General features: G+C 64.6%; 23 protein-coding genes and 3 pseudogenes. 10 read left to right on the top strand and 16 right to left on the bottom strand.

The genetic code is table 11. The annotated features are described in order from the left end of the window. Window positions 1–283: 283 nt before the first annotated feature. From U0023_RS30585 to U0023_RS30565, 5 genes are all read right to left on the bottom strand, one after another. Entirely contained in the window at window positions 284–646 is a 363-nt protein-coding gene (locus tag U0023_RS30585) for a hypothetical protein (RefSeq protein ID WP_009762865.1), read from the bottom strand. Window positions 647–696: 50 nt separating this feature from the next. After that, window positions 697–1,776, bottom strand: coding sequence for an AraC family transcriptional regulator (locus tag U0023_RS30580; protein WP_009762864.1), 1,080 nt, complete (start codon window positions 1,774–1,776; stop codon window positions 697–699). A gap of 281 nt (window positions 1,777–2,057) precedes the next feature. Further along, on the bottom strand, window positions 2,058–2,309 hold the full coding sequence (locus tag U0023_RS30575; protein WP_009762863.1) for a hypothetical protein: 252 nt from the start codon (window positions 2,307–2,309) through the stop codon (window positions 2,058–2,060). 321 nt (window positions 2,310–2,630) lie between these two features. Continuing rightward, the gene (locus U0023_RS30570) at window positions 2,631–3,188 is read right to left on the bottom strand and encodes a transposase (RefSeq protein ID WP_040638622.1); all 558 of its coding nucleotides are present in this window, start codon (window positions 3,186–3,188) and stop codon (window positions 2,631–2,633) included. A 14-nt stretch (window positions 3,189–3,202) separates the two neighbouring features. Continuing rightward, entirely contained in the window at window positions 3,203–3,745 is a 543-nt protein-coding gene (locus U0023_RS30565; RefSeq protein WP_009762819.1) for a helix-turn-helix domain-containing protein, read from the bottom strand. A 172-nt stretch (window positions 3,746–3,917) separates the two neighbouring features. Between U0023_RS30565 and U0023_RS30560 the strand changes: the two genes are divergently transcribed. From U0023_RS30560 to U0023_RS30550, 3 genes and pseudogenes are all read left to right on the top strand, one after another. Beyond that, a complete protein-coding gene (locus U0023_RS30560) occupies window positions 3,918–4,922 on the top strand; it encodes a DUF2332 domain-containing protein (RefSeq protein ID WP_009762862.1) in 1,005 nt (334 codons plus the stop codon). 88 nt (window positions 4,923–5,010) lie between these two features. After that, window positions 5,011–5,136 (top strand): annotated as a pseudogene (locus U0023_RS35795) (MFS transporter); the annotation flags it as partial. 344 nt (window positions 5,137–5,480) lie between these two features. Beyond that, window positions 5,481–6,103, top strand: a pseudogene (locus U0023_RS30550) (tyrosine-type recombinase/integrase). A gap of 378 nt (window positions 6,104–6,481) precedes the next feature. On the opposite strand, the gene U0023_RS30545 reads toward U0023_RS30550, so the two are convergent. The 5 genes from U0023_RS30545 to U0023_RS35960 form a co-directional block, all read right to left on the bottom strand. Beyond that, window positions 6,482–7,285, bottom strand: coding sequence for a universal stress protein (locus U0023_RS30545; protein ID WP_009762859.1), 804 nt, complete (start codon window positions 7,283–7,285; stop codon window positions 6,482–6,484). Window positions 7,286–7,376: 91 nt separating this feature from the next. Continuing rightward, complete coding sequence (locus U0023_RS30540; protein WP_009762858.1) at window positions 7,377–7,547, bottom strand: hypothetical protein; 171 nt, start codon at window positions 7,545–7,547, stop codon at window positions 7,377–7,379. A gap of 57 nt (window positions 7,548–7,604) precedes the next feature. Beyond that, window positions 7,605–8,027: a nucleoside diphosphate kinase regulator gene (gene rnk, locus U0023_RS30535; protein ID WP_009762857.1), complete on the bottom strand. Its 423-nt coding sequence runs from the start codon at window positions 8,025–8,027 to the stop codon at window positions 7,605–7,607. Between the two features lie 64 nt (window positions 8,028–8,091). After that, window positions 8,092–8,736: a GreA/GreB family elongation factor gene (locus U0023_RS30530; RefSeq protein WP_009762856.1), complete on the bottom strand. Its 645-nt coding sequence runs from the start codon at window positions 8,734–8,736 to the stop codon at window positions 8,092–8,094. 280 nt (window positions 8,737–9,016) lie between these two features. Beyond that, complete coding sequence (locus U0023_RS35960) at window positions 9,017–9,208, bottom strand: CBU_0592 family membrane protein (protein ID WP_425339684.1); 192 nt, start codon at window positions 9,206–9,208, stop codon at window positions 9,017–9,019. A gap of 176 nt (window positions 9,209–9,384) precedes the next feature. On the opposite strand from U0023_RS35960, the gene U0023_RS30525 reads away from it, so the two are divergent. Next, a complete protein-coding gene (locus U0023_RS30525) occupies window positions 9,385–9,819 on the top strand; it encodes a DUF983 domain-containing protein (RefSeq protein ID WP_009762855.1) in 435 nt (144 codons plus the stop codon). A 233-nt stretch (window positions 9,820–10,052) separates the two neighbouring features. Then, window positions 10,053–10,883, top strand: coding sequence for an SLAC1 family transporter (locus U0023_RS30520; RefSeq protein ID WP_280942592.1), 831 nt, complete (start codon window positions 10,053–10,055; stop codon window positions 10,881–10,883). Window positions 10,884–11,061: 178 nt separating this feature from the next. On the opposite strand, the gene U0023_RS30515 is transcribed toward U0023_RS30520, so the two are convergent. Beyond that, window positions 11,062–12,513, bottom strand: a complete 1,452-nt coding sequence (locus tag U0023_RS30515; RefSeq protein WP_009762852.1) for a homospermidine synthase — start codon at window positions 12,511–12,513, stop codon at window positions 11,062–11,064. Window positions 12,514–13,090: 577 nt separating this feature from the next. Between U0023_RS30515 and U0023_RS30510 the strand changes: the two genes are divergently transcribed. The 3 genes from U0023_RS30510 to U0023_RS30500 are packed head-to-tail and all read left to right on the top strand — an operon-like array spanning window position 13,091 to window position 14,273. After that, window positions 13,091–13,207, top strand: coding sequence for a DUF2231 domain-containing protein (locus tag U0023_RS30510; RefSeq protein ID WP_407667466.1), 117 nt, complete (start codon window positions 13,091–13,093; stop codon window positions 13,205–13,207). A 41-nt stretch (window positions 13,208–13,248) separates the two neighbouring features. Next, complete coding sequence (locus tag U0023_RS30505) at window positions 13,249–13,689, top strand: PAS sensor domain-containing protein (protein ID WP_009762850.1); 441 nt, start codon at window positions 13,249–13,251, stop codon at window positions 13,687–13,689. 5 nt (window positions 13,690–13,694) lie between these two features. Next, entirely contained in the window at window positions 13,695–14,273 is a 579-nt protein-coding gene (locus tag U0023_RS30500) for a DUF488 domain-containing protein (RefSeq protein WP_009762849.1), read from the top strand. Here the strand turns inward: U0023_RS30500 and U0023_RS30495 are convergent. The 4 genes and pseudogenes from U0023_RS30495 to U0023_RS30480 form a co-directional block, all read right to left on the bottom strand. After that, window positions 14,210–14,710 carry a nucleoside deaminase gene (locus tag U0023_RS30495; protein WP_040638909.1) on the bottom strand — a complete coding sequence of 167 codons (501 nt, stop codon included), beginning with the start codon at window positions 14,708–14,710 and terminating at the stop codon, window positions 14,210–14,212. The genes U0023_RS30500 and U0023_RS30495 overlap by 64 nt on opposite strands. Window positions 14,711–14,739: 29 nt before the next feature. Beyond that, a pseudogene (locus U0023_RS30490) lies at window positions 14,740–15,411 on the bottom strand (ankyrin repeat domain-containing protein); the annotation flags it as partial. A 19-nt stretch (window positions 15,412–15,430) separates the two neighbouring features. Continuing rightward, window positions 15,431–16,231, bottom strand: a complete 801-nt coding sequence (locus tag U0023_RS30485) for a pseudouridine synthase (RefSeq protein WP_009762846.1) — start codon at window positions 16,229–16,231, stop codon at window positions 15,431–15,433. Window positions 16,232–16,250: 19 nt separating this feature from the next. Beyond that, window positions 16,251–17,498 (bottom strand): Glu/Leu/Phe/Val family dehydrogenase, encoded by a 1,248-nt coding sequence (locus tag U0023_RS30480; protein ID WP_040638907.1) that lies wholly within the window; start codon window positions 17,496–17,498, stop codon window positions 16,251–16,253. Between the two features lie 457 nt (window positions 17,499–17,955). On the opposite strand from U0023_RS30480, the gene U0023_RS30475 reads away from it, so the two are divergent. Further along, complete coding sequence (locus U0023_RS30475; protein ID WP_009762844.1) at window positions 17,956–18,402, top strand: GreA/GreB family elongation factor; 447 nt, start codon at window positions 17,956–17,958, stop codon at window positions 18,400–18,402. Between the two features lie 14 nt (window positions 18,403–18,416). Next, window positions 18,417–18,857: a nucleoside diphosphate kinase regulator gene (rnk, locus tag U0023_RS30470; RefSeq protein WP_052600571.1), complete on the top strand. Its 441-nt coding sequence runs from the start codon at window positions 18,417–18,419 to the stop codon at window positions 18,855–18,857. 217 nt (window positions 18,858–19,074) lie between these two features. Here rnk (U0023_RS30470) and U0023_RS30465 read toward each other — a convergent pair whose 3' ends face one another. Then, window positions 19,075–19,818 (bottom strand): uroporphyrinogen-III synthase, encoded by a 744-nt coding sequence (locus tag U0023_RS30465; protein WP_009762842.1) that lies wholly within the window; start codon window positions 19,816–19,818, stop codon window positions 19,075–19,077. Window position 19,819: the final 1 nt, after the last annotated feature.

Genomic DNA, 19,819 nt, shown 5'->3' with positions numbered 1-19,819 from the left:
TGCTGATCCGATCCGCGGCATCTGCTTGTCCGGTTGGGACATTCGCTTTGCATTTCGTGACGAGGGTCGCGTATGCGCATCGCGTTGGCTGCAATGGCCTCACAACTGCGGATGGATCAGCACCGAGCTTCACGGATTGCGGAGCGGCGGAGTGATGCCTGGCCGTGTCCCAAACCTGGAGCGGAGGAGGTGTGGGAAGGACGCCTGCGTGTCCAGCGCGACTTCAGAAGCACCCCAGTTCTATAGGCTGTCAAATTCCTCAGGTGAGCCCTGCTTGCTGCGCTTACTGCTTTTCCGCCCGCCATTGTCCGGAACAGTTCAATCGTCCCGCCATGGTCCATTGGCCTGACCCGGAGCGTCCTGACAAGTTGCCGGTAACATCGACCCTGGTCCTGTTGCGTTCGGCACTTCCCTGAACGCGACCACTCGGGTCCAGCCGCCCCCTGATCACGGCACGCCTTGGGGTGTTGCTGCGGATGGTGCCGTTTTCAACGGTGACGGCGTATCGGTAGACCCTCTTACAGGCCCCCTTGGTCGGGATCGCCTCGATACCCCAACGTCCGTCGAACTGCTGCTGCGCCCCGACAGGGCTTGCGCCCACGACGAGGAGGCCCATCAATCCAAGGCCAGCCACAAGACGATGCATGGAGGTCTCCTGGGTCCCAGACAGAGCCCGCTTGGTCAATCGAACGGATCTCAGCCGTGGCTTTCGCTGCGCCACGCGCTGGGCGTCTGGCCCGACCAGCGCCGGAAGGCACGGGTGAAGGCGCTCGCCTCGGAGTAGCCCAGCGCTGCCGCGATCTGGCCGAGCGACACGTCAGTGTCCTCCAGCAACTGGCGGGCGATCTCGAACCGGGTCTCGTTCGTCATCGAGCGATAACCCTGACCGCTATCCTTGAGCCGCCGGCTCAACGTACGGCGGTGCATGGTCAGCAGCTCGGCGATGTCTTCGGCCGAACAGCGCCGGCTCATGATCCGCGTGCGTAGCAGCCGCCGGATGTCGTCCGAGAACTCGGAGCCCTGAACGCCCTTCAATTGCTGGATCCGCTCCTCCAGCATGGCCCAGAGGATGGGATCGGCACCGGCAATCCGGAGTCCCAGGTCCCGGGCCCGGAACACGAGAGTGGCGATCTCCTGGTTGAACCGCACTGGAGCACGGAAGTGGCGCCGGTATGGCTCGGTTTCCGCCGGAGCAGCTCGGGGCACCAGAGCCTCGGTTGGGTGCCAGTTCGCCCCGCACAAGCTCCGCAGGATGTTGACGGTCACACCCAGGGCGGCGTCGAGGACCTGCTGCACGCCCGCGCTCTCCGCTTGGTAGGTCGCAAAGGTGAGCAGGGCCATGCCGTCGCTGAGCATCAGCGCGGGAGCCACCGCCCGGTCGTGGAGGCTCAGGTGCGCCACCAAGGCCCGCATGGCATCGCCAACCGTGTCCGCGTGCTGCATCAGGCGGCCGACCAGACCGAGCGACAGGATGCTCGCCCGCCGGCCGACCAAGAGCCCGAAGTGAGGACAGTTCGTGCGGGTCCCGCATAGGGCATACAGCCGGCCCAGGGCTGCAAACGGGATCACGCTCGTCCCATCGGCGAACAGGCGCGGGTCGAGGCCTGCCGCGCGGATGAGCGGCTCGGGATTGAGGCCGAACTCGTGCAGGACCGGCACGATCTCCTGGGAGACGCCGGGGTAGACGTAGCCGGGAGGCAGGGTCAGGCTGGCTGGTGATTGGGATGAGGCAGGCTGTACGCTGGCACTCGCAGGCGGAAGCACAATGTCTGTCATCGCCGTCGCCCCTAGTGGAGGTCCGAGAGTAGAAGCACGGTCCACAAGGTCGGCATGACTGAACACGCAGGCTGCGATCCGCAAAAGTTAACGTAGGTTAATAAATAATTGGGGCCAAGATGTGGGGATGATCGATCCCTTTTCTTGCAAGCGGCGCAGCTAAGCTGTTCCGTGACCTGTCCCGCGCAAGTCTTGCGTCTGACCTTATGGGAAGGCTCTAAAGGCCCATCAGGACCTGATCCGCGTGCTGACGGAACGCCTCGCCGATTTCCGCTAGGGCGTTATCGAACAGGGATGTCGTGGCCAAGCCCCTCCAGACGCTCGATCGCCTCCAGGATCAGGCGACGATGCTCGCGCCACCCCGCAAGGGTGGTCTGGTAATTCCAGAGCAGCTTCGTTGCTTCCTCTGTATCGTGCCTCTTCTGGGCCATCCACCCGATCAGGGTGATCTGCTGGGCCACGCGCCTCTCGCCCTCGGAGATGTCAATGTCTGCCTTGGCAAGGTCTTCGCATTCTTTCCAGGCATGGGGCATGGCCTACCGATCATGTGCCGAATTGCGCGCGAGGCTATGGAAATTCTGATAACCGTTTATCGGCTCGGATAGAGTTCCGTTCGAGCGTCTTCGGAAGACGATTTCCCGGATGCACAGTCTGCTCCACACGCTCGGTCCATCCACATGCTCCGATCACGGGATGGTCCGCACTGGGTCAACCCTTCACGTTCCGGCCGACCAACGAACGTCGGCTCCTGGCCGCTAGCTCTCGGACCAATAAAAGCACTGTTAAACCGAAACCGAAAAGGGCCGATGAACCGGCGGTATAGCTGTGGGACACTTAGTGGTGCATCCGGCAAGTCATGCTGCCTTGGGCAGCAGGGCGATGCCGGGTGAGCGGCGCGGCCGATGCCGGCGGCGTTGACCCCAGACGAAGGGATGGCGATGCGCATTCCAGTAGATCGTGGCGCGGTCGATCGCATCGATGATCTCGTCCCAGCTCTCGAACCGCCGGCCCGCCAGTGCCAGCGAGCGCAGGATCTTCCACCACGGCTCGATCAGGTTGAGATAAGCCGCGTACTTGGGCTGGAACACCATCTCCCAGCGCGGATGGGCGAGCAGAAACAGCAACACGTCGGTCGTGCGATGCGAACTCAGATTATCCATGATCGCATAGATCCGCTGGGTCGTGCGCGGGATCCAGGCCTCAACGTGCTCCAGGAAGTCGACCCAATGCGCGCCACCCCGTCCGGGATAGGGATGCGTGAACGCTGCGCCGGTCGCGGGACAGAAGGCCCCGAAGATGTAGCCCTTGGCGCGCCGGCCGTAGTCGATCTCCCGCTTCGCGCGCTCGGCTGGTCGCGTCTTTGTTTGCACCAGCGCACGACCCGCGTCGCTCTTCGCGCTCACCGGTCCCATTTCGTCGAGACAGACTACCCAACTGCCTGCAGGCGGTGCGGTGTAGAGCGTTTCGATCGCCCCCTTTTTGTGGCGAAGGCCGGATCGACCCGCTCGCCGAACCAGGTCTCATGCTTGTGCCAGCGCAAGCCCTCCTGGAGCAGGATCTCGTCGATGCGGCTGCGCTGCATCGCAATGCCTTTGACCTCGTGCAGGTAGGCGGCCAGTCGGTCGAGCGTCCAGGCGGCAAACGGCAGCCCGAGCGTCTCTGGCTTGATCAGCGCCGTGGCGATCACGGTGGCGGCTTGCTCAGGCGGATAGGTGGGCGGGCGTCCGGAGCGATGCCGATCCTTCAGGGCCTCCACTCCTTCTGCATTGAAGCGGTGGATGCGCTTGCGCACCGTCTCGACATCCAGGCCCAGGCGAGAGGCAATGGCGGATGGGCTCTCGCCGTGACGCGCGCGCCAGATGATTTGAGCCCGTTGCACCATCTGAGCCGGAGCGGTGCGCGCGTGAGCCAACGTCTGGACCCGTGCACACTCCTCAACGGTCAAATCCCGTAAGCAGATCGGTGTCATGGGTCACCTCCCGCCCGCAGGCCAGCAAGCCGCGATTATACCCCCTGAACATACCGGATGCACCACTTAGAGGACGTCACCGAGGTGTTTCACTTTGGGTGTCATTCAAATGAACTGGACGTGATAGAGTGGCTTCGACAAGCGGTTTTGTCCCGACAGGGAGCGTTTCGTCATGACCACCGCAATCGCAGAGACTTACCGCCGCTTCGCCCGGGAGGAGGCCCGGGGTCGCTCACCGCTGTATGAGGCGCTCAGCGAGAGTATCGCAGACGACCCTGACATGCTCGCGCATCTCGCCGATCTGCCTCCGGCGAAGCAGCAGCCCAACCTTCTTCTTGCTGCTGTACGTCACGTCACCGGCGTGCCGGGGGGCTGGGCTGACTTTCGGCGCAATGCGCTCGCGCATTGGGGCGAGATCCGCACCGTAATCATGGAACGATCGACGCAGACCAACGAGGCTGGACGTTGCGCAGCCCTCCTGCCGGTCCTCGCATTGCTCCCGCAGCCCCTCGCCCTTCTCGAAGTTGGCACGTCGGCTGGCCTCTGCCTGCTGCCTGACCGCTATGCTTACGACTACGGCGTCCACGTGCTCAGGCCGGTTGACATGACGGCAGACACTCCGGTTTTTCCGTGTCGCGCGGATGAGGCCACGCCTGTGCCCAAGAGCTTGCCTCGTGTGGTTTGGCGGGCCGGCTTGGATATTCGTCCGCTTGACGTCAAGGACGCCGATCAAATGGCCTGGCTTGAGACGCTCGTCTGGCCCGAGCAGTCGGATCGGCTGGCGCGCCTACGCGCCGCCGTGCAGGTCGCCCGCGCAGACCCGCCTTCCATCGTGCAAGGAGACCTTACCCGGGATCTCCCCCTGCTCGTGAAGGAAGCTCCCCGTGACGCAACTCTGGTGGTGTTTCACACAGCCGTGCTCGCTTACGTGTCTGATCAAGCTCAACGTGACGCGTTCGCCGCGCAGGCGCTCTCATTGTGCGACTATTGGATCAGCAACGAGGAGCCGAGGGTTTTCCCAAGCATCGCAGCGAAGATCGATCGCGAGTTGCGCCCCCCTCTCTTCATGTTGGCTGTGAATGGGCAACCTGTCGCTGCGGCCCATCCCCATGGTGCGACCCTCGACTGGATTGCTGAACCGCCCCCGGCAAACGGTCGAAGGAAGAGCACCATGTGATCTCTAGCACCCGCCAGTCGCCGCGCAGTCTTCACGTGTGACGTTCGTATCAGCCTCAGGACGTATTTGTGAGATCCATGCACGTGATGTGTTTACGCACCTTCCGTCGAGCGTCTTCCTGATCCTGACTGCCTTCGCGCCGACGCTCTGGATCGCATTCGGGCTGCTGATCCTCCGGAGCCTGCTGTCCCAGATGGATGTTCCGACCCGCTCCTATCCGGATGGCTGCTGACGGGGTCGCCTTTCGGCCGGCCGCTTGTTCCCGCGGGAGCCCTGAAGACAGCCTACGACCTCCTGCGGACAATTCTTCAGGTCAAGACGCCGGCAGGGCGCACCAGGCTCCTCGTACCTGCCAAAGTAGTGCTCGGCGGCCCTATTAATGTCCGGAGGTCCGGAATGGGTCACGAGGAGGAGATCGACGCCAAGTAACGAACGTCCGGGTTACCTTGGTGAGCTGACGAAGGCTTTGAACGGAATGCTCAGCCTGGGTTTCCTGTCGGCATAAACGGCCAAGGTTCATTGCGGGGGCTTCACTTCGGGAGCACTGCAATGCAAGACATGATCGCTAACCATCCCTGCCGAACCACCGCACCTTGGAACCGGGGCAAGCTGATCGGTCCCAAACCGCCTCTTAAGGCGAAGAGATCTGGTCCATTCGGGTCAGGCTTCAGGTTGCTCATCGCATCCGGGATTTGGCTCTGTTCAATCTCGCCCTCGACAGCAAGCTGCGAGCTTGTGACCTCGTCGCGCTCCGCGTCGATGATGTGGCCCTCAATGGGCGGGTGCGCTCCCGAGCTACGGTCATGCAGCGGAAGACGGGCCGGCCTGTTCAGTTCGAGATCACAGAGCAAACCCGGGAGGCTGTGGGCCGCTGGCTGGAGAAGAAGGATCTGCACAAGGGGGAGCCGCTGTTCCCGAGCAGGGTCAATCGGCGAAAGGCAATGACGACGCGCCAGTACGCCCGCCTGCTGGCATCCTGGCTTCGCGCGATTGGGCTGGATCCCCTCGCCTACGGTACCCATTCCTTGCGGCGTACCAAAGCGTCGATGATCTATCGGAGAACCGGCAATCTCCGAGCCGTCCAACTTCTGCTCGGCCACACCAAGATCGAGAGCACTGTTCGGTATCTTGGGATCGACGTCGGCGATGCCCTTCTGATTGCGGAGCAGATTGAAATCTGAACTCTAAGGCGGCTCCCCGACGAGCCACCTTAGAGTTCACCAAGCATCACGAATGCAACGCCCGGACTTGAGGCTTAAGCAGCCACGGAACAAACGACCGGCATGTGCCAGGAGCGGTCCTTAGAGACCTGCGCATTGCGGGTTGCTCCCAGGTGCGGCGTACGGCCATCCCCGTTTGGGTGACGCCGGGTGACCGGATCAGAACGGGTCGACATAGTTCAGGATGGCGGTCTGCCGCAGCACGACCTTGCGGATCATGTGGGCCGCCTGCACATGATCCGTGTAGATCATCCGGCGGAACATCGGGGCCATTGCCCTTTTCCGGGCTATGGCCTTCAAGGGCCGGGCAGTGCGTTGGAGACGAACGCACCCGGTGCCTCATCGGACAGGCGGAACAGCAAGGATGTCGAGGGACCGCAGCACCTCCTCGGTCACGCTGCCCAGTTGCATCCTGGCGAGGACCGAGCGGCCATGCGTTCCCATGACCAGGACGTCGGGCTCCACCTGCGCCACGGCCTTGGAGATCACCTCGAACGCGGTGCCCTCCTCCACCACGCACATCGGTTGCCCGTTATCGTCGAGACCGTTCGCCTCGAGGAACGCGATCAGCTCGTTGGTGGCCCGGATGCGCTCGTCGGCCACGTACCCGTTGATGGTGTCCTGGCTGAGCCCGGCATAGAACATCTGGCCCTTCGCCAGCGGCAGGAAGGCATGAACGAGCCCGAGCCGGGCACCGGCAGGCAAGCCCAAGGCTATACCGGTCCTCATGGCGAGAACGGACGGCTCGGACAGGTCGATGGCAGCCAGGGCCGTCCGGTAAGGCTGCTCCACCTCCCCGTTCAACATCAGGACTGGAAACGGACCCGCGCGGATCACCCGCTCGATGGTCGTCCCGACAAAGACGTCCCGCAGGAGCTGCTTGCGGTGGGCACCCATGACAATGAGGCCTGCCTCCGTTGATGCTGCGGCGCGCAGGATGCCGTCGAACGGGTCGCCAGCGATGACGAGGGCGCGCGAGGGGAGTCCGCGCAATTCGGCCACCGCGCCGATCTGCTCGCCGAGGATCCGTTCGGCCTCGCGCGTTTCGAGCGCGACCAGGTCCGTCGGCTGGTCGTCATCGACGACGTGCAGGAGGGTCAGCTCGGCGCCGATGTCCCGGGCCAACAGTCCGGCCCGCCGCACCGCCCGTTGCGGCCAGAATGTGCATGGGTTCGTCTCCTGTGGGTCGGGAAGTGGAGGCGCGTCCGTCGCGGGATTGCGGCAGACGCCGCCGCTATCCGATCTGGTCGATCACGATCTTCCGGATCTCCTCGCGGGTCATCGGACTGGGTTGCGGTGCCCACTCCCGGACCACGACCGCCTTTGCCTCGGTCGGCCGATGATCAGGCGGCCCTTTTGGAACTGGGACCTTGCCCGTGTCTGCAATCTTGTCTGCGGCTTTCATGTTTCTTCTCCTTGGCTGCTCGGCAGCATATCCCGGCTGCATGTTGCGTGTTCGGATTCAGGCGCTCAGTCCGGCCATGCGCTCGGGCTGGAAACGCACCCGATGCACCGTTAGCTTGCGCCGTCCGCCCGTCGGCCCCTGCCATTCCATCGACTGTCCCTCCGACAGTCCGATCAGGGCCGCCCCGACCGGCGTCAGGACCGAGATCCGTCCGGCGTCGAGATCCTCCTCGCCCGGATACACCAGGGTGGCGCGCCGCACCTCGCCCGTGACCTCGTCCCGGTACTCGACCTCCGAATGCATCGTCACGATGTCCGGGCGGATGGCGCCCGGCGCCGCGACCGTCGCACGATCGAGTTCGTCAGCCAGCATCTCGGCGACGGTGTAGCGTTGGCCGTTGACGCCGGCGGACGCGATCCAGGCCAGACGGTCGTAATCGACCGTGGTGATCGTGATGGGGGGAAGGGTTACCTGTCTCATTGTTGTCTCCGATGTGTCGCTGCGCTCCGACATGGGGAAGCGGCAAGCCTTGTGATTCCCGGAATCAGGACCGTCCGCAAATGATGACCGAGACCGGGTCGCTGGCCGGGAAGGTCTCCATCAGGGCCTCGTCGAGCCGGCGATCGAGATCGTCCCGCGCGTTACCGTCGCCGGGTTCCGAGTGGTCGGTTTCATCCGGCAGGAGCCTGAATTGGACATCCTCCACCACGACCTCGTGCAATGGACCGTCCCGGTCAGTCCGATAGGACATCCGGTCGCCCACGCGAAGCCCCAGCAGCGCTATCCCCAGGGGCGTCAGTACGGACAATTCCGCGCCCGGCCATTGCAGATCCTGCGGGTGGACCAGGACGTGCGCCCTCGGCTGTCCGTCATTGATCCGGTACGTGACCTTCACGTTGGTCGAGACCACGTCGTCCGGCAACGCCGCGGGATGACAGAGCGAGGCCCGCCGCAGCTCCGACAGCAGGAACTCGCGATGCGGCTTGCGCCGATTGTGCTCCATGGCCGCGACGGACATGAGGCGGTTGTAGTCGCGCGTCGCGACGGTGACGGGCGGCAGGTCAACGGTTGTGTGCATGAGATCCTCCTGGGCAATGCCGATCCCGGCCTGCGGACGCGCGTCGTCGAGACGAACGGCGGCATCCAGGACCCGGCGTGCTGAATTCGAATTGTTTGCGAGATTGGTCATGACCCCGAACGACGGCGGCGCAGGACGTGCGCCCGGGTTCGGGGATCAGCCGCCTGCGAGGAGGCGGCCTCCGCAGAGGTGGAGGATATGATGCGAAGTAATCATGACAATATAAACATAATCATCAATAGATGAAATTCAAGCGCGCCGATGCAGAAGGAGCATGCGCGCCAGTTTCCTCCCTGCAAGGATTCCGTCAGATGCTTGGGGCGGCGCTCATGACCTTGACGACGCCCCCTTTGGGGCGTGAGCGCACGTAGTCGATGATCGTGAAGATCAACTACGTCGAATACATTACGAATGACGGCAGATTGAAATCAATGACGAGAGAGCAAAGTATTGCCAAGGCCCCAATACCATTGAGCGCTACGAATTGGCCATCGTCGACCTTCACCCTGCCAAGTAGCAGCAGTCCGTAGGCCGACAAGCAGGCCGCAGCCCCAATCAACCTCACGAAGTTGGCTGTGCTCATAATCCCAATACCCAGGTGATCCTCGAACCTCCCCTGCTTCAAGCCAGGCTGTCCTGGGGTTAGCCCACAATGGGGCGGTCCACCCCATTCCCTCGCGCCGCCGCGACCTCCTGCCGCTTGCTGCCGAGCCCGCCGGTCACCATGTTTCAGGAAATTCTGAAATTTCGGAACGACTCATGAGCATGAACCACAGTGCCAAGGAGGCCATCTTCAAGCACGGCCTGCTGTGCCGCTGCCCCCGGTGCGGCAAGGGCCGCCTGTTCAGCGGATTCCTCAAGCTCGCCCCGCGCTGCGAGGCCTGTGGCCTGGACTACTCCTTCGCCGACCCGGCCGACGGCCCGGCCTTCTTCATCATGATCATCATGGGCATCCCGGCGGCCGGGTTCGGCGTCTGGGTCGAGATCATGTGGGAACCATCCGTCTGGGTTCACCTGCTCACATCGGGGCCGTTCCTCCTGCTGACCTGCATTCCGCCCATCCGCATCGCCAAGGGCATGCTGGTCGCGAGCCAGTACTTCCACAAGGCCGAGGAAGGCCGCTTCGCCGTCCCGCAACATGCAGCCGCGAAGGACCCCTCCTCTCCCAATAATCCCATTGGGACCAGCGGCTGAACCGCCTGTCACCATCGAAGGCCACCGCCATGTCCAATGCCGCTCCCTCGCCCGAACGGATCGATCCGGCCTCCGATGAACTGGCCTCCCAACCCAAACAATCCCGGCCTCCTGTTGCGGCAGTCGTGATTCCGTCGACATTCTTCGGCATGGTCCTTGGCCTTGGCGGGCTCGGCAACGGGTAGCGCACTGCCGCCCGGGTATGGGGAGCTCCCGCTCCGGTCGGCGAGGCCCTGTCCCTTGCAGCGGCATTCGTCTGGCTCATCTGGATGGCGTTGTACGTCCTGAAGTGGGCGACTTCCCGAGATGAGGCGCTTGCCGAGTTCCGACATCCGGTTCAGGCGTTCTTCATCGCGCTGGTTCCGGTTGCGACCCTTATCGCGTCAATCGCAATCGCCCCTTATCTCCCTGCCGTGGCATCGGCGATGTTCATGCTGGGCGTCGCAAGCCAGGTCATGTTCAGTGCCTGGATGGTCGGCGCATTGTGGCAGGGCGGACGCCACACGGATGCGACCACCCCGGCACTGAACATGCCCACGGTGGGTGGGTGCTTCGTCAGTGCGATCGCCTGCGGGTCCTTCGGTTATCCCGACGCCGGGCTGCTCTTCTTCGGGGCGGGTTTCCTGTCGATGGTCGTGCTGGAATCCATCGTGCTGCACCGCCTGATGACCCATACCTTGCCCGTAGGGTTGCGCGCCACGATGGGATTGCATCTCGCCACCCCGGCAGTCGGATCCGTCGCATACCTCGCCGTCACCGAGGGTCCGCCGGACCGCTTTGTCCAGATGCTGTTCGGATACGCCCTGCTCCAGGCGCTCGTTATGTTGCGCCTCGTGCCCTGGCTTCGGCAGCCGTTCTCGCCGGCCGCGTGGGCCTACACCTTCGGCATCTCCGCCCTGCCACTCGCAGCCCTGCGTCTCGTCGAGCGGGGACAAACGGGGCTGATCGCGTTCCTCATGGCCCCGCTCTTCATCGGCGCCAACCTGATCATCGGCTGGATCGCGCTGCGGACGCTGCGGCTCGCGGTGTCGGAGAGGCTCCTGCCGCGGAGCTTGTCGGCATAGAATTCCTCGAAATGGGGCATCTCATTTCACTCCGTTCACCATGCCCGGCCTTCGGCCACGGGGAATGACATCTGCCACGTCATGGCCGGGCCTGTCCCGGCCATCCCGATAGATTGAAACGCTGCGCTCTTCGCATCGAGATCACCGGCACGAGGCCGGTGATGACAACAGACGCGTGTTACCGCACCAGCACGTTCCGGAACTGCCACGGATCGGAGGTGTCGATGTCCTCCGGAAAGAACCCGGGCCGGTCGGTGAGCGGCGTCCAATCCGTGTAGTACCCGTTCACCGGACCAAGATAGGGCATCTGCACCTCGAGGCAGCGACGGAAATCGATGTCGTCAGCCTCCACGATCCCGGCCTCCGGGTTCTCGAGTGCCCAAACCATGCCGGCGAGCACGGCGGAGGTCACCTGAAGGCCCGTGGCGTTCTGGTACGGCGCGAGCTTGCGCGTCTCCTCGATGGAGAGCTGCGAGCCGTACCAGTAGGCATTCCTGTCATGGCCGTAGAGCAGCACGCCGAGTTCGTCGATGCCGTCGACGATCTCATCCTCGGTCAGGATGTGGTGCTTCCCCTGGAACTGTCCGGCATTGCCGAACATCTCGTGCATCGAGAGAACGGCATCGTTCGCCGGGTGGTAGGCGTAGTGGCAGGTCGGCCGATAGGCGACCTCGTCGCCTTCGCGCACGGTGAAGAAGTCCGCGATCGAGATTGCCTCGTTGTGCGTGACAAGGAAGCCGTATTGCGGGCCGGGCGTCGGGCACCAGGTGCGGACACGCGTGTTGGCGCCGGGCTGGAGCAGGTAGATCGCGGCACCGCAGCCCTTGTCGTGCGTGCGGCCGTTCTCCGGCATCCATTTCTCGTGCGTGCCCCAGCCGAGTTCGGCCGGCTGCAAGCCCTCGGACACGAAGCCTTCCACGGACCAAGTATTTACGAAGACCCCCATGGGCTTCGGCTTCTCGGCGCGCTGCGTGTCGCGCTCGGCGATGTGGATGCCCTTCACGCCGACGCGCTGCATCAGACGCGCCCAGTCCTCGCGGCTCTGCGGATCCTCGTGCTCGATGCCGGTGTCTCTGGCGACGTTGAGCAGTGCCTGCTTCACGAACCAGGACACCATGCCGGGATTAGCGCCGCAGCAGTTCACCGCCGTGGGACCGCCCGGCGACTTGCGGCGCGCCTCGAGGATGTTCTCACGCAGGGCGTAGTTGGTGCGCGCCTCCGGCCCCACGCTCTTGTCGAAATAGAACCCGGCCCAGGGCTCGGCCACGGTGTCGACGTAGAGCGTACCGAGTTCGCGGCAGAGCTCCATAATGGCGCGGGACGACGTGTCCACCGAGACGTTCACGCAGAAGCCCTGCCCGCCGCCTTCCGTCAGCAGTGGCGTGAGGATCTCGCGGTAGTTGTCCGGCGTCAGGGCCTTGGTGATGAGCGTCACGCCGCGCACGTCCAGCATGTCACGGTCGGTGTCGACCGGATCGATGACCGTGAAGCGGTTCCTGTCGAACTCGAAATGCCGCTCGATCAGGGGCAGCATGCCCTTGCCGATCGAGCCGAAGCCGATCATGACGATCGGGCCGGTGATGCGGCCATGGATGGGCGAGTGGTCGTTCCTGGTTTCGGTTCTGTCCATGGTGGTACTCCTGACCTCGCGAGAGGCAGCGAAAAGGGTTCGGCAGGGATGGCCGCAGCAGGGGCATCAGCCGATAGGAATCGTCCGGGATGATCCATTCACCCGCGCCTGATGGCCTGGATGCCGGACGAGGAAGAGGGAAGGGTCGGTTGGCGCGCGGCACGGTCAGGTGCCGCTGCAACCGGACGCTGGCGATCAATGCCGCTGGATGGGGCGGGCAGGTGCCCTTGGTCCCCGAGCTCGGACGCGTGTTGAGCTCGGGGCTAATTGCCCGCGATCAGATTCCCTGCTCGGTGCAGGCCACGACGGAATGGTACGAAGCTCGGCATGATGGACGGTTCATGCGTATCTTTGGCCCGAATGTCAAATGGCCGGGCAGATGGCTGGCCCTGAGCAACACCGGACGTCAGCTCGTGAAGAACTGCCGGGTGCAGTGCGCCTCAATGCTGGGAATCCCGTCGAGGCACTTGGACTGCGGCCAAACGCCGATCCTTCCCTGTCCGAGTTGAACTCCAGGAGCTGGGCTCCATGTTGATGGGATCATGTTCGGCCCCTTGTCGCCGGAGACGCTGCCGTTCTGCCGACAGGGCTTCTCATCTCGCTCGTTGTCGTTCTCCTCCTGATCTATACGGGCTGGCGCGGGTGGGAGATGGTCTACCGCCACCGGGTCGCCGTCTCGGAGCGGGTTCCCTGATCCGAATGCTTCATGCGGCAGAGAATTTAAGGAAATCGGGGATGGATCTGACCCGACTTGTTGCAGAAGCCATTCTCTCCGCTGCCGCCAATGCCGTGGTGGCGATGGACCCCGACGGGATCATCCGGGTGTGGAACCCCAGTGCCGAGCGGATCTTCGGCCATCGCGCCGCCGAGGCGCTCGGGCAGTCCCTCGATCTCATCATCCCCGAGCGCCTGCGTGCGCGGCATTGGGAGGGGTTCCGCCGCGTGATGGCCTCCGGCGAGAGCCACTACGGCGCGGGCGACCTCCTGTCGGTGCCGGGCCTCCGCAAGGACGGGCAGCGCATCTCCTTGGAGTTCACCATCGTGCCGCTCAAGTATGAGCAGGGTCAGATGCACGGCCTCGCCGCAGTCATGCGCGACGTGACCAGCCGCTTCGAGGAGATCAGAAGGCTGAAGCAGAAGCTGGCGGAAGCAACCGCACACCCGAGTCCCCACTGACCAGCATGGCAAACCCGTTCTACACCATCGGGCACTCCACCCGCACCATTCCGGAATTCGTGGACCTTCTCCGCGAGGCGAAAGTCGGCCTCGTGGTGGATGTCCGAACGGTTCCGCGCTCCCGGACGAATCCACAGTTCAACCGTGATGTTCTATCCGACAATCTTGCCAGCTATCAGATCGGATACGAGCACATCGCCGAACTCGGCGGGCTCCGCGGCAAGCAGCGTCTGGCCCAGCCCTCACCAAACACGTATTGGGAGAACGACAGCTTCCGGAACTATTCCGACTATGCCTTGACCGACAAGTTCCACATGGGCCTAGCGATGTTGCGCGAGCTTGGTGATGCGAACGTCACGGCCATCATGTGCGCCGAGGCGGTGTGGTGGCGCTGCCACCGCCGGATCATCGCCGACTACCTGCTCGCCTCCGGCCATGCGGCATTCCACATCCTCGGACCCGGCAAAATCGGGCCGGCGTCGATGACGCCCGCAGCCCGGTTGACGCCTGATGGGAATGTCTACGCGGACCTGCCGGAGCCGGACCCGTCGAGCGGAGCCGAGGCGGCGTCGCGCCACATCTGATAGAGATCGCCCTCCGCCCCAGCGCGCAAGGGCAGATGAGTGGCCTTGAGCGACTGCTCCGCCAGCGGCTTTGCCAGTTCAGCATAAATGGCCGCCGTCGACAGGCCATACGGCTCTCCGTCCTCGTTGGAATAGGCGTAGGTCACTTCGCGGATGCCCGTAAGGTACATCGCCGAAAGGCACATCGGGCAGGGATGGCCGCTGGCATAGATCACGCAGCCGTCGAGGCGCGGGCTGCCGAGCGCCCGGCTCGCCGCGCGGATCGCCTGGAGTTCGGCATGGGTGGTCGGGTCTTGCGTCATATGGATTTCGTTGACGCCCGTGGCAATGACGGCGCCGTCCTTGACGAGAACTGCACCGAACGGCCGTCCGCCCTTTCGGACGTTGTCACGAGCCAGATCGATGACCTCGCAGAGAAAATCCCGGCTGGTGGACATCTCGTTCCTCCCCTCCTCGCGTGGTCAGCGGCACCGGCCGCCGTCAGGAGCTGCTCGATCTCGCGGTAGCCGCGCTGGCGCGCATGCTGCAACGGCGTGACCCCGTCGCGGTCGGCAAGGCTGGCCTCCGCATCCGCGTCGAGCAGCAGCCGAACAATTTCCACATGTCTCGGCCCACCGTCCCCGAGGATGATCGCCTCCAGCAGCGCGGTCCAACCCAGCTTGTTCACGTGGTCGACATCGACACCAGCTTCGATCAGGGTGTGCACCGTCTCCACGTGCCCGCGCTCGGCTGCGGGGATGAGAGCCGTGCCGCCATAGCGGTTCGTGCTCCGGAGATCGGCACCATGGGCGAGGGTGAGGCGCAGGATCTCAAGATACCCCCTGGCGCCGGCCAGCAGGTAGGGACTGTCGTTGATCTCGTCCTTCGCGTTCACGTCGGCGCCGGCCTCGATCAGGGCTCTTGCGGCCGCGACCTGGTTGCTCTGGACGGCTGCCATGAGAGCCGTGCGCTGGCGACCGTCACGCGCGTCGATGCTCGCTCCTTCGCCCAGGGCACGCCTGACGGCATCGACGTCCCCCCGCTCCGCGGCGGCGATGAGATGGCGGTCGAGCGGCGGAGGGGAGTCCGTCGAACCGAGCCCCGGAAACGTGCTCATCAGCAAGGCTCCCAACACCATGACGGGGAAGAACAGTCTCATCATCATGCCAACCACGCCATCATACAGCTCCTTCCCAGCCAGAGGCGATCTGGACCGGAACGTCCAGCATCGCCTTCTCGGCGGGCGTGAGTGGCCGGACGGTGCCCCTCGGAAGATCGCCCAGCCGCACACCGCCCACATCGATGCGCACGAGCCGGAGCACCTCCGCGCCAACGGCGCCCAGCAGGCGCCGGATCTGGCGGTTTCGGCCTTCGCTCAGGATCACCTCGATCCACGCGTTGCGTGCGCCGGCACGGAGCAGGCTCGCCGACCTTGCGACCAAGCGCTCGCCATCGAGCGTCATGCCCGCCTGAAGCCGCTCCAGCATGCCCTCATCCGGCACGCGGTCGATCTGGACGTGGTAGACCTTCTCGACGTTCGATGCGGGATCCAGCACGCGCTGCGCCCAGCGCGTGTCGTTGGTCATGAGCAGCAGGCCCTCGCTCGCCTTGTCGAGGCGTCCCACGGGCGCAACGAACGGGAGATCGAGTCCTTTGAGGCAGTCGTATACCGTCGCCCGCTCCTCTGGGTCGTCGCGGGTCGTAACGAGGCCGCGCGGCTTGTTGAGCATCAGGTAGACCTTGCGCTCGGCCACGAGCGGCTCGCCGTCGACGGTAATGCGGGCGCGTGCGGGATCGACGCGCGCCGTCACCGCTCGGATGACCCGGCCGTCGACGCGCACGCGTCCTTCCGCGATCAAGGCCTCGGCTTGCGTGCGGGAGCAGAACCCAAGCTTCGACAGGGCACGCGGCAGGCTGACTACGGCGCCGTTCCGACGCTGTGTCCGAGCCGCGCCCCGTAATCGGGGCGGTGGTTTCATGATGGTGTCGGACCTTGCGTCAGCTCGTGAAGAACTGCTGCGTGCCGTGCGCCTCGATGGCGCCCGCGAGCCGCGAGAGCGCATGCACGTAGGCCGCGCTGCGCAGGCTTATGCCCTTGTCCTGGGCGAGCGCCCAGATGGCGTCCCCCTCCCGCTCCATCATCGCCTTCAGCCGCGCATGCACGTCCTCGACGGGCCAGTAGTAGCCCTGCCGGTTCTGCACCCACTCGAAGTACGAGACAGTCACACCGCCCGCGTTCGCCAGGATGTCCGGCAGGACGACGACGTTCCCGTCGGCCAGGATTGCGTCGGCCTCGGGTGTGATCGGGCCGTTGGCGAGTTCAAGAACGATGCGGGCCTTCACGCTGGCGGCATTGCCTTCGTGGATCATGTCCTCCAGTGCCGCCGGAACGAGCAGCTCGCAATCGACGGAAACGAGCTCGTCGGAGGGAATGGCGGAGATGCCGTCAGCCCCGGCAAGGTACGTCACGCTCCCCTGCCCTTTGGCCTTGAACACCTTGTCGACATCGAGTCCAGTCGGGCAGTGGATGGCGCCCTTCGAATCGGAAACCGCCACGATACTGTACCCGTCGCCGGCGAGCAGCCGCGCGATGTGCTGGCCCGCGTTGCCGAAACCCTGGATCGCCACCCGTGCTCCCGGCTCCAATCCGAGTTGCCGTGCCAGGCGCTGGACGAGATAGTAGCCCCCGCGGGCGGTCGCGTCGTCACGCCCTAGCGAGCCGCCAAGGGCGATGGGTTTGCCCGTGATCACCGCCAGGGTCGCCTCGCCGACGATGGAGGCGTACTCGTCGGCCATCCAGCCCATGATCATCGCATTGGTGTAAACGTCGGGCGCCGGGATGTCGCGGTCAGGCCCGATGATCTTGGCGAAAGCCTGCACGTAGGCGCGCGAGAGGCGTTCCAGTTCGGCCTTCGACAGGGTATGCGGATCGAACTGCACGGCGCCCTTGCCGCCGCCATACGGCAGGTTCATCACCGCGCATTTGAAAGTCATCCAGAAGGCGAGCGTCTCGACCTCCTCCATGGTCGAATCCGGGTGGAAGCGGATGCCGCCCTTGGTCGGACCGCGGGTGTCGTCATAGCGGCAGCGCCATGCCATGAAGGATTTGCGCGAGCCGTCGTCCATGCGGATCATCAGTCGGACCTTCGTGGTCTCGCGCGGGTACTTCAGCTTTTCGAGAACGTCCGCGTCGAGGTCGAGGTGCCGGGCTGCGTCGTCGAGCCGTGTCAGGGCCTGGTCCAGCATGGAGGCTGCATGCAATTGATCTCACTCCTGTGTCGGTGATGTAGATGAGGCAGTTTGCCGTTCGAAAGCCTTAATGGCCACTTCCGTCACGCAGGGCAATATCCCGGCGATGGGTGCGTCCATTCGCTGTTCTTTCCGATCGCCTACTCCGTTCGCGTGAACGCCTGCATCGACCGCAGGCTTGCATTCGCGGGCAACGTGGCTATCTTGTAGACGTCATGAACACGGTCGTGAAAAACCTTCGCTTCTTCGCCCACGCGGGCTGCCTCAAAGCAGGCAGGTAAGCCCCGAGACCCGGCTGGACCGCTCCGGTCGCCGGCCCTCGGGGAAATGACGTCCTTCTCCATCCATCGTCGTGCCATCGCATGCGCCACCCCCGCATGCCGGGCCGATATGTCCGGTCCTCCTGCGGACGCGCGTGCGCCCCGCGGGAGGACCGTTCCCCGAGGAGATGTTCATGAACGCGCAGCGCCATCCCCCGCCGATCACCATCGCGACCAGCGACTACAACCGCCTGCTCTCCACGGCGATAATCCAGCAGGAGCACGACCGCAGGGCGTCCAACTTCCTGCTGGAGGAGCTGCGCCGCGCGAAGGTTTGCCATCCATCGGAGCTGCCTGAGGATATCGTCTCGACGAACTGCCGCGTGATCTTCCGTATCGACGACGAGCCGAAGACACGGGCGTACCTGCTCGTCCATCCCGACGACCTGATCTGGCCCGGCGCGGAGATCTCCGTGACGACACCGCTGGGTACGGCGCTTCTGGGTCTGCGCGTCGGCGACCGCATGTCCTTCATCGAGGAAGGCACGGCCCATGAGGTGGTCGTGGAGGGCATCGGCCTTCGCTTTCTCGACGACGGCACGGCTATCACGCGCACTCCCGGCAGCATCTGGTGGGTATGAGGGAAGTGGAGGACATGATGATCGAGCAAGAGACCCTTCCGCCCCTGACGATCTCGACGGGCGACTATGACCGGCTCGCCTTTCTCGCGTCGTTCGGCTTGAACTTCGAGCAGGACCGCCCTGCGGCGGCGATGCTTGCCGACGAGCTGATCCGGGCGACGGTCGTGACGCCACGGACCCTTCCGCCATCGCTCGCCACGATGCGCTCGCGGCTGGAATATCGTGACGACGTCACCGGGGACGTCCGGTGTGCGACGCTGGTCTATCCCGGCGAGGACGATGGGGATGCCGCCCGCGTCTGCGTGTTGTCGCCGGAAGGCGCGGCGTTGATCGGCCTCAGTGTAGGCCAATCGATCGCGTGGCGGACGCCAGAGGGATTGCGCAGCCTGACGCTCCTGCGCGTGCTGTACCAGCCGCATGGACGGTTCGTTGAGCCGTGGAGGGAACTGTCATGAAATCGATCGCGGAGCGCCGGCGATGATGGATCAGGTACTTTCCTCCGTCGTGCTCATCATGGCCTGCCTCCTTGTCTACCAGGCAGTCGTCCGCTCAGGATCTCCACGGCATCCTGATGATCGCAACGTTCGGGAGTGAGCCCGAGGGTCGTGCGGAACCATGTCGTCATCGGCACCAGGAGGGGATCCAGGGCAATGCCGGAGCGGATCGATGACATCAGCCTCCCTGTGGGCCAGGGACGCCCTTGGAAGCAACGCGCAGAACCGCATCGACAACGCCGTCGAGGCAGGGGGTGCCCGCAGCGACCACCCGGCTGAAGACCGCCGGACGCAGTTCCGTCGCCACCTTGCGGCTGATCGCGATGGCCGTCATGCGGGCGCAGGCATCCGCGATGCCGGACGTGATGACGAGGTCGCGGAAGATCGCCGCCGTGCGTGCCGACAGGAACACCGCCGCGTCGATCCGATTGCGGGAGATCGCGCGCATCACCTCCGCGCTCAGGCGCTCCACCGCGGCGGCACGGTATGCGACCACCCGGTCGACCACGAACCCGGCCGGCGCGAGGGCGACGGCGAGATCGCGCGTGATGTCATGGCCGCTGAGGTGGAGAAGCCGCCCTGCGCGCGGATCGACACGGCGACGGACATGGGCAATGAGATCCACCGCCGTCCCGCCCGCCGCCTGCACGTCCGTGAAGCCCGCCGCCAGGAGCGGCGCCGCGGTGCCCGGCCCGACCACGTGGATCGGCAGGTCCCGGCGGCCCCCGGGAACCCGAAGCAGTTCGCGGGACGCGTTGGGCGAAGTCAGCAGGAGCGCCTGCTTGCCCGCAAGGGTGCCGGGATCCCATGGAACCGGAACGATCCGGAGCAATGGCTCCCCGAGCCACTCGATGCCATGCCCCTCGAGGACCGTTCCAAGCTCCTGCGATTGCGCCTGCGGGCGCGTCAGCAGAATCCGCATT

The organism is Microvirga lotononidis (genome assembly GCF_034627025.1).
Classification (GTDB): Bacteria; Pseudomonadota; Alphaproteobacteria; order Rhizobiales; family Beijerinckiaceae; genus Microvirga; species Microvirga lotononidis.
Note: the sequence above shows the minus strand (reverse complement) of the source record. Positions and strands in the feature narration are given on the sequence as shown.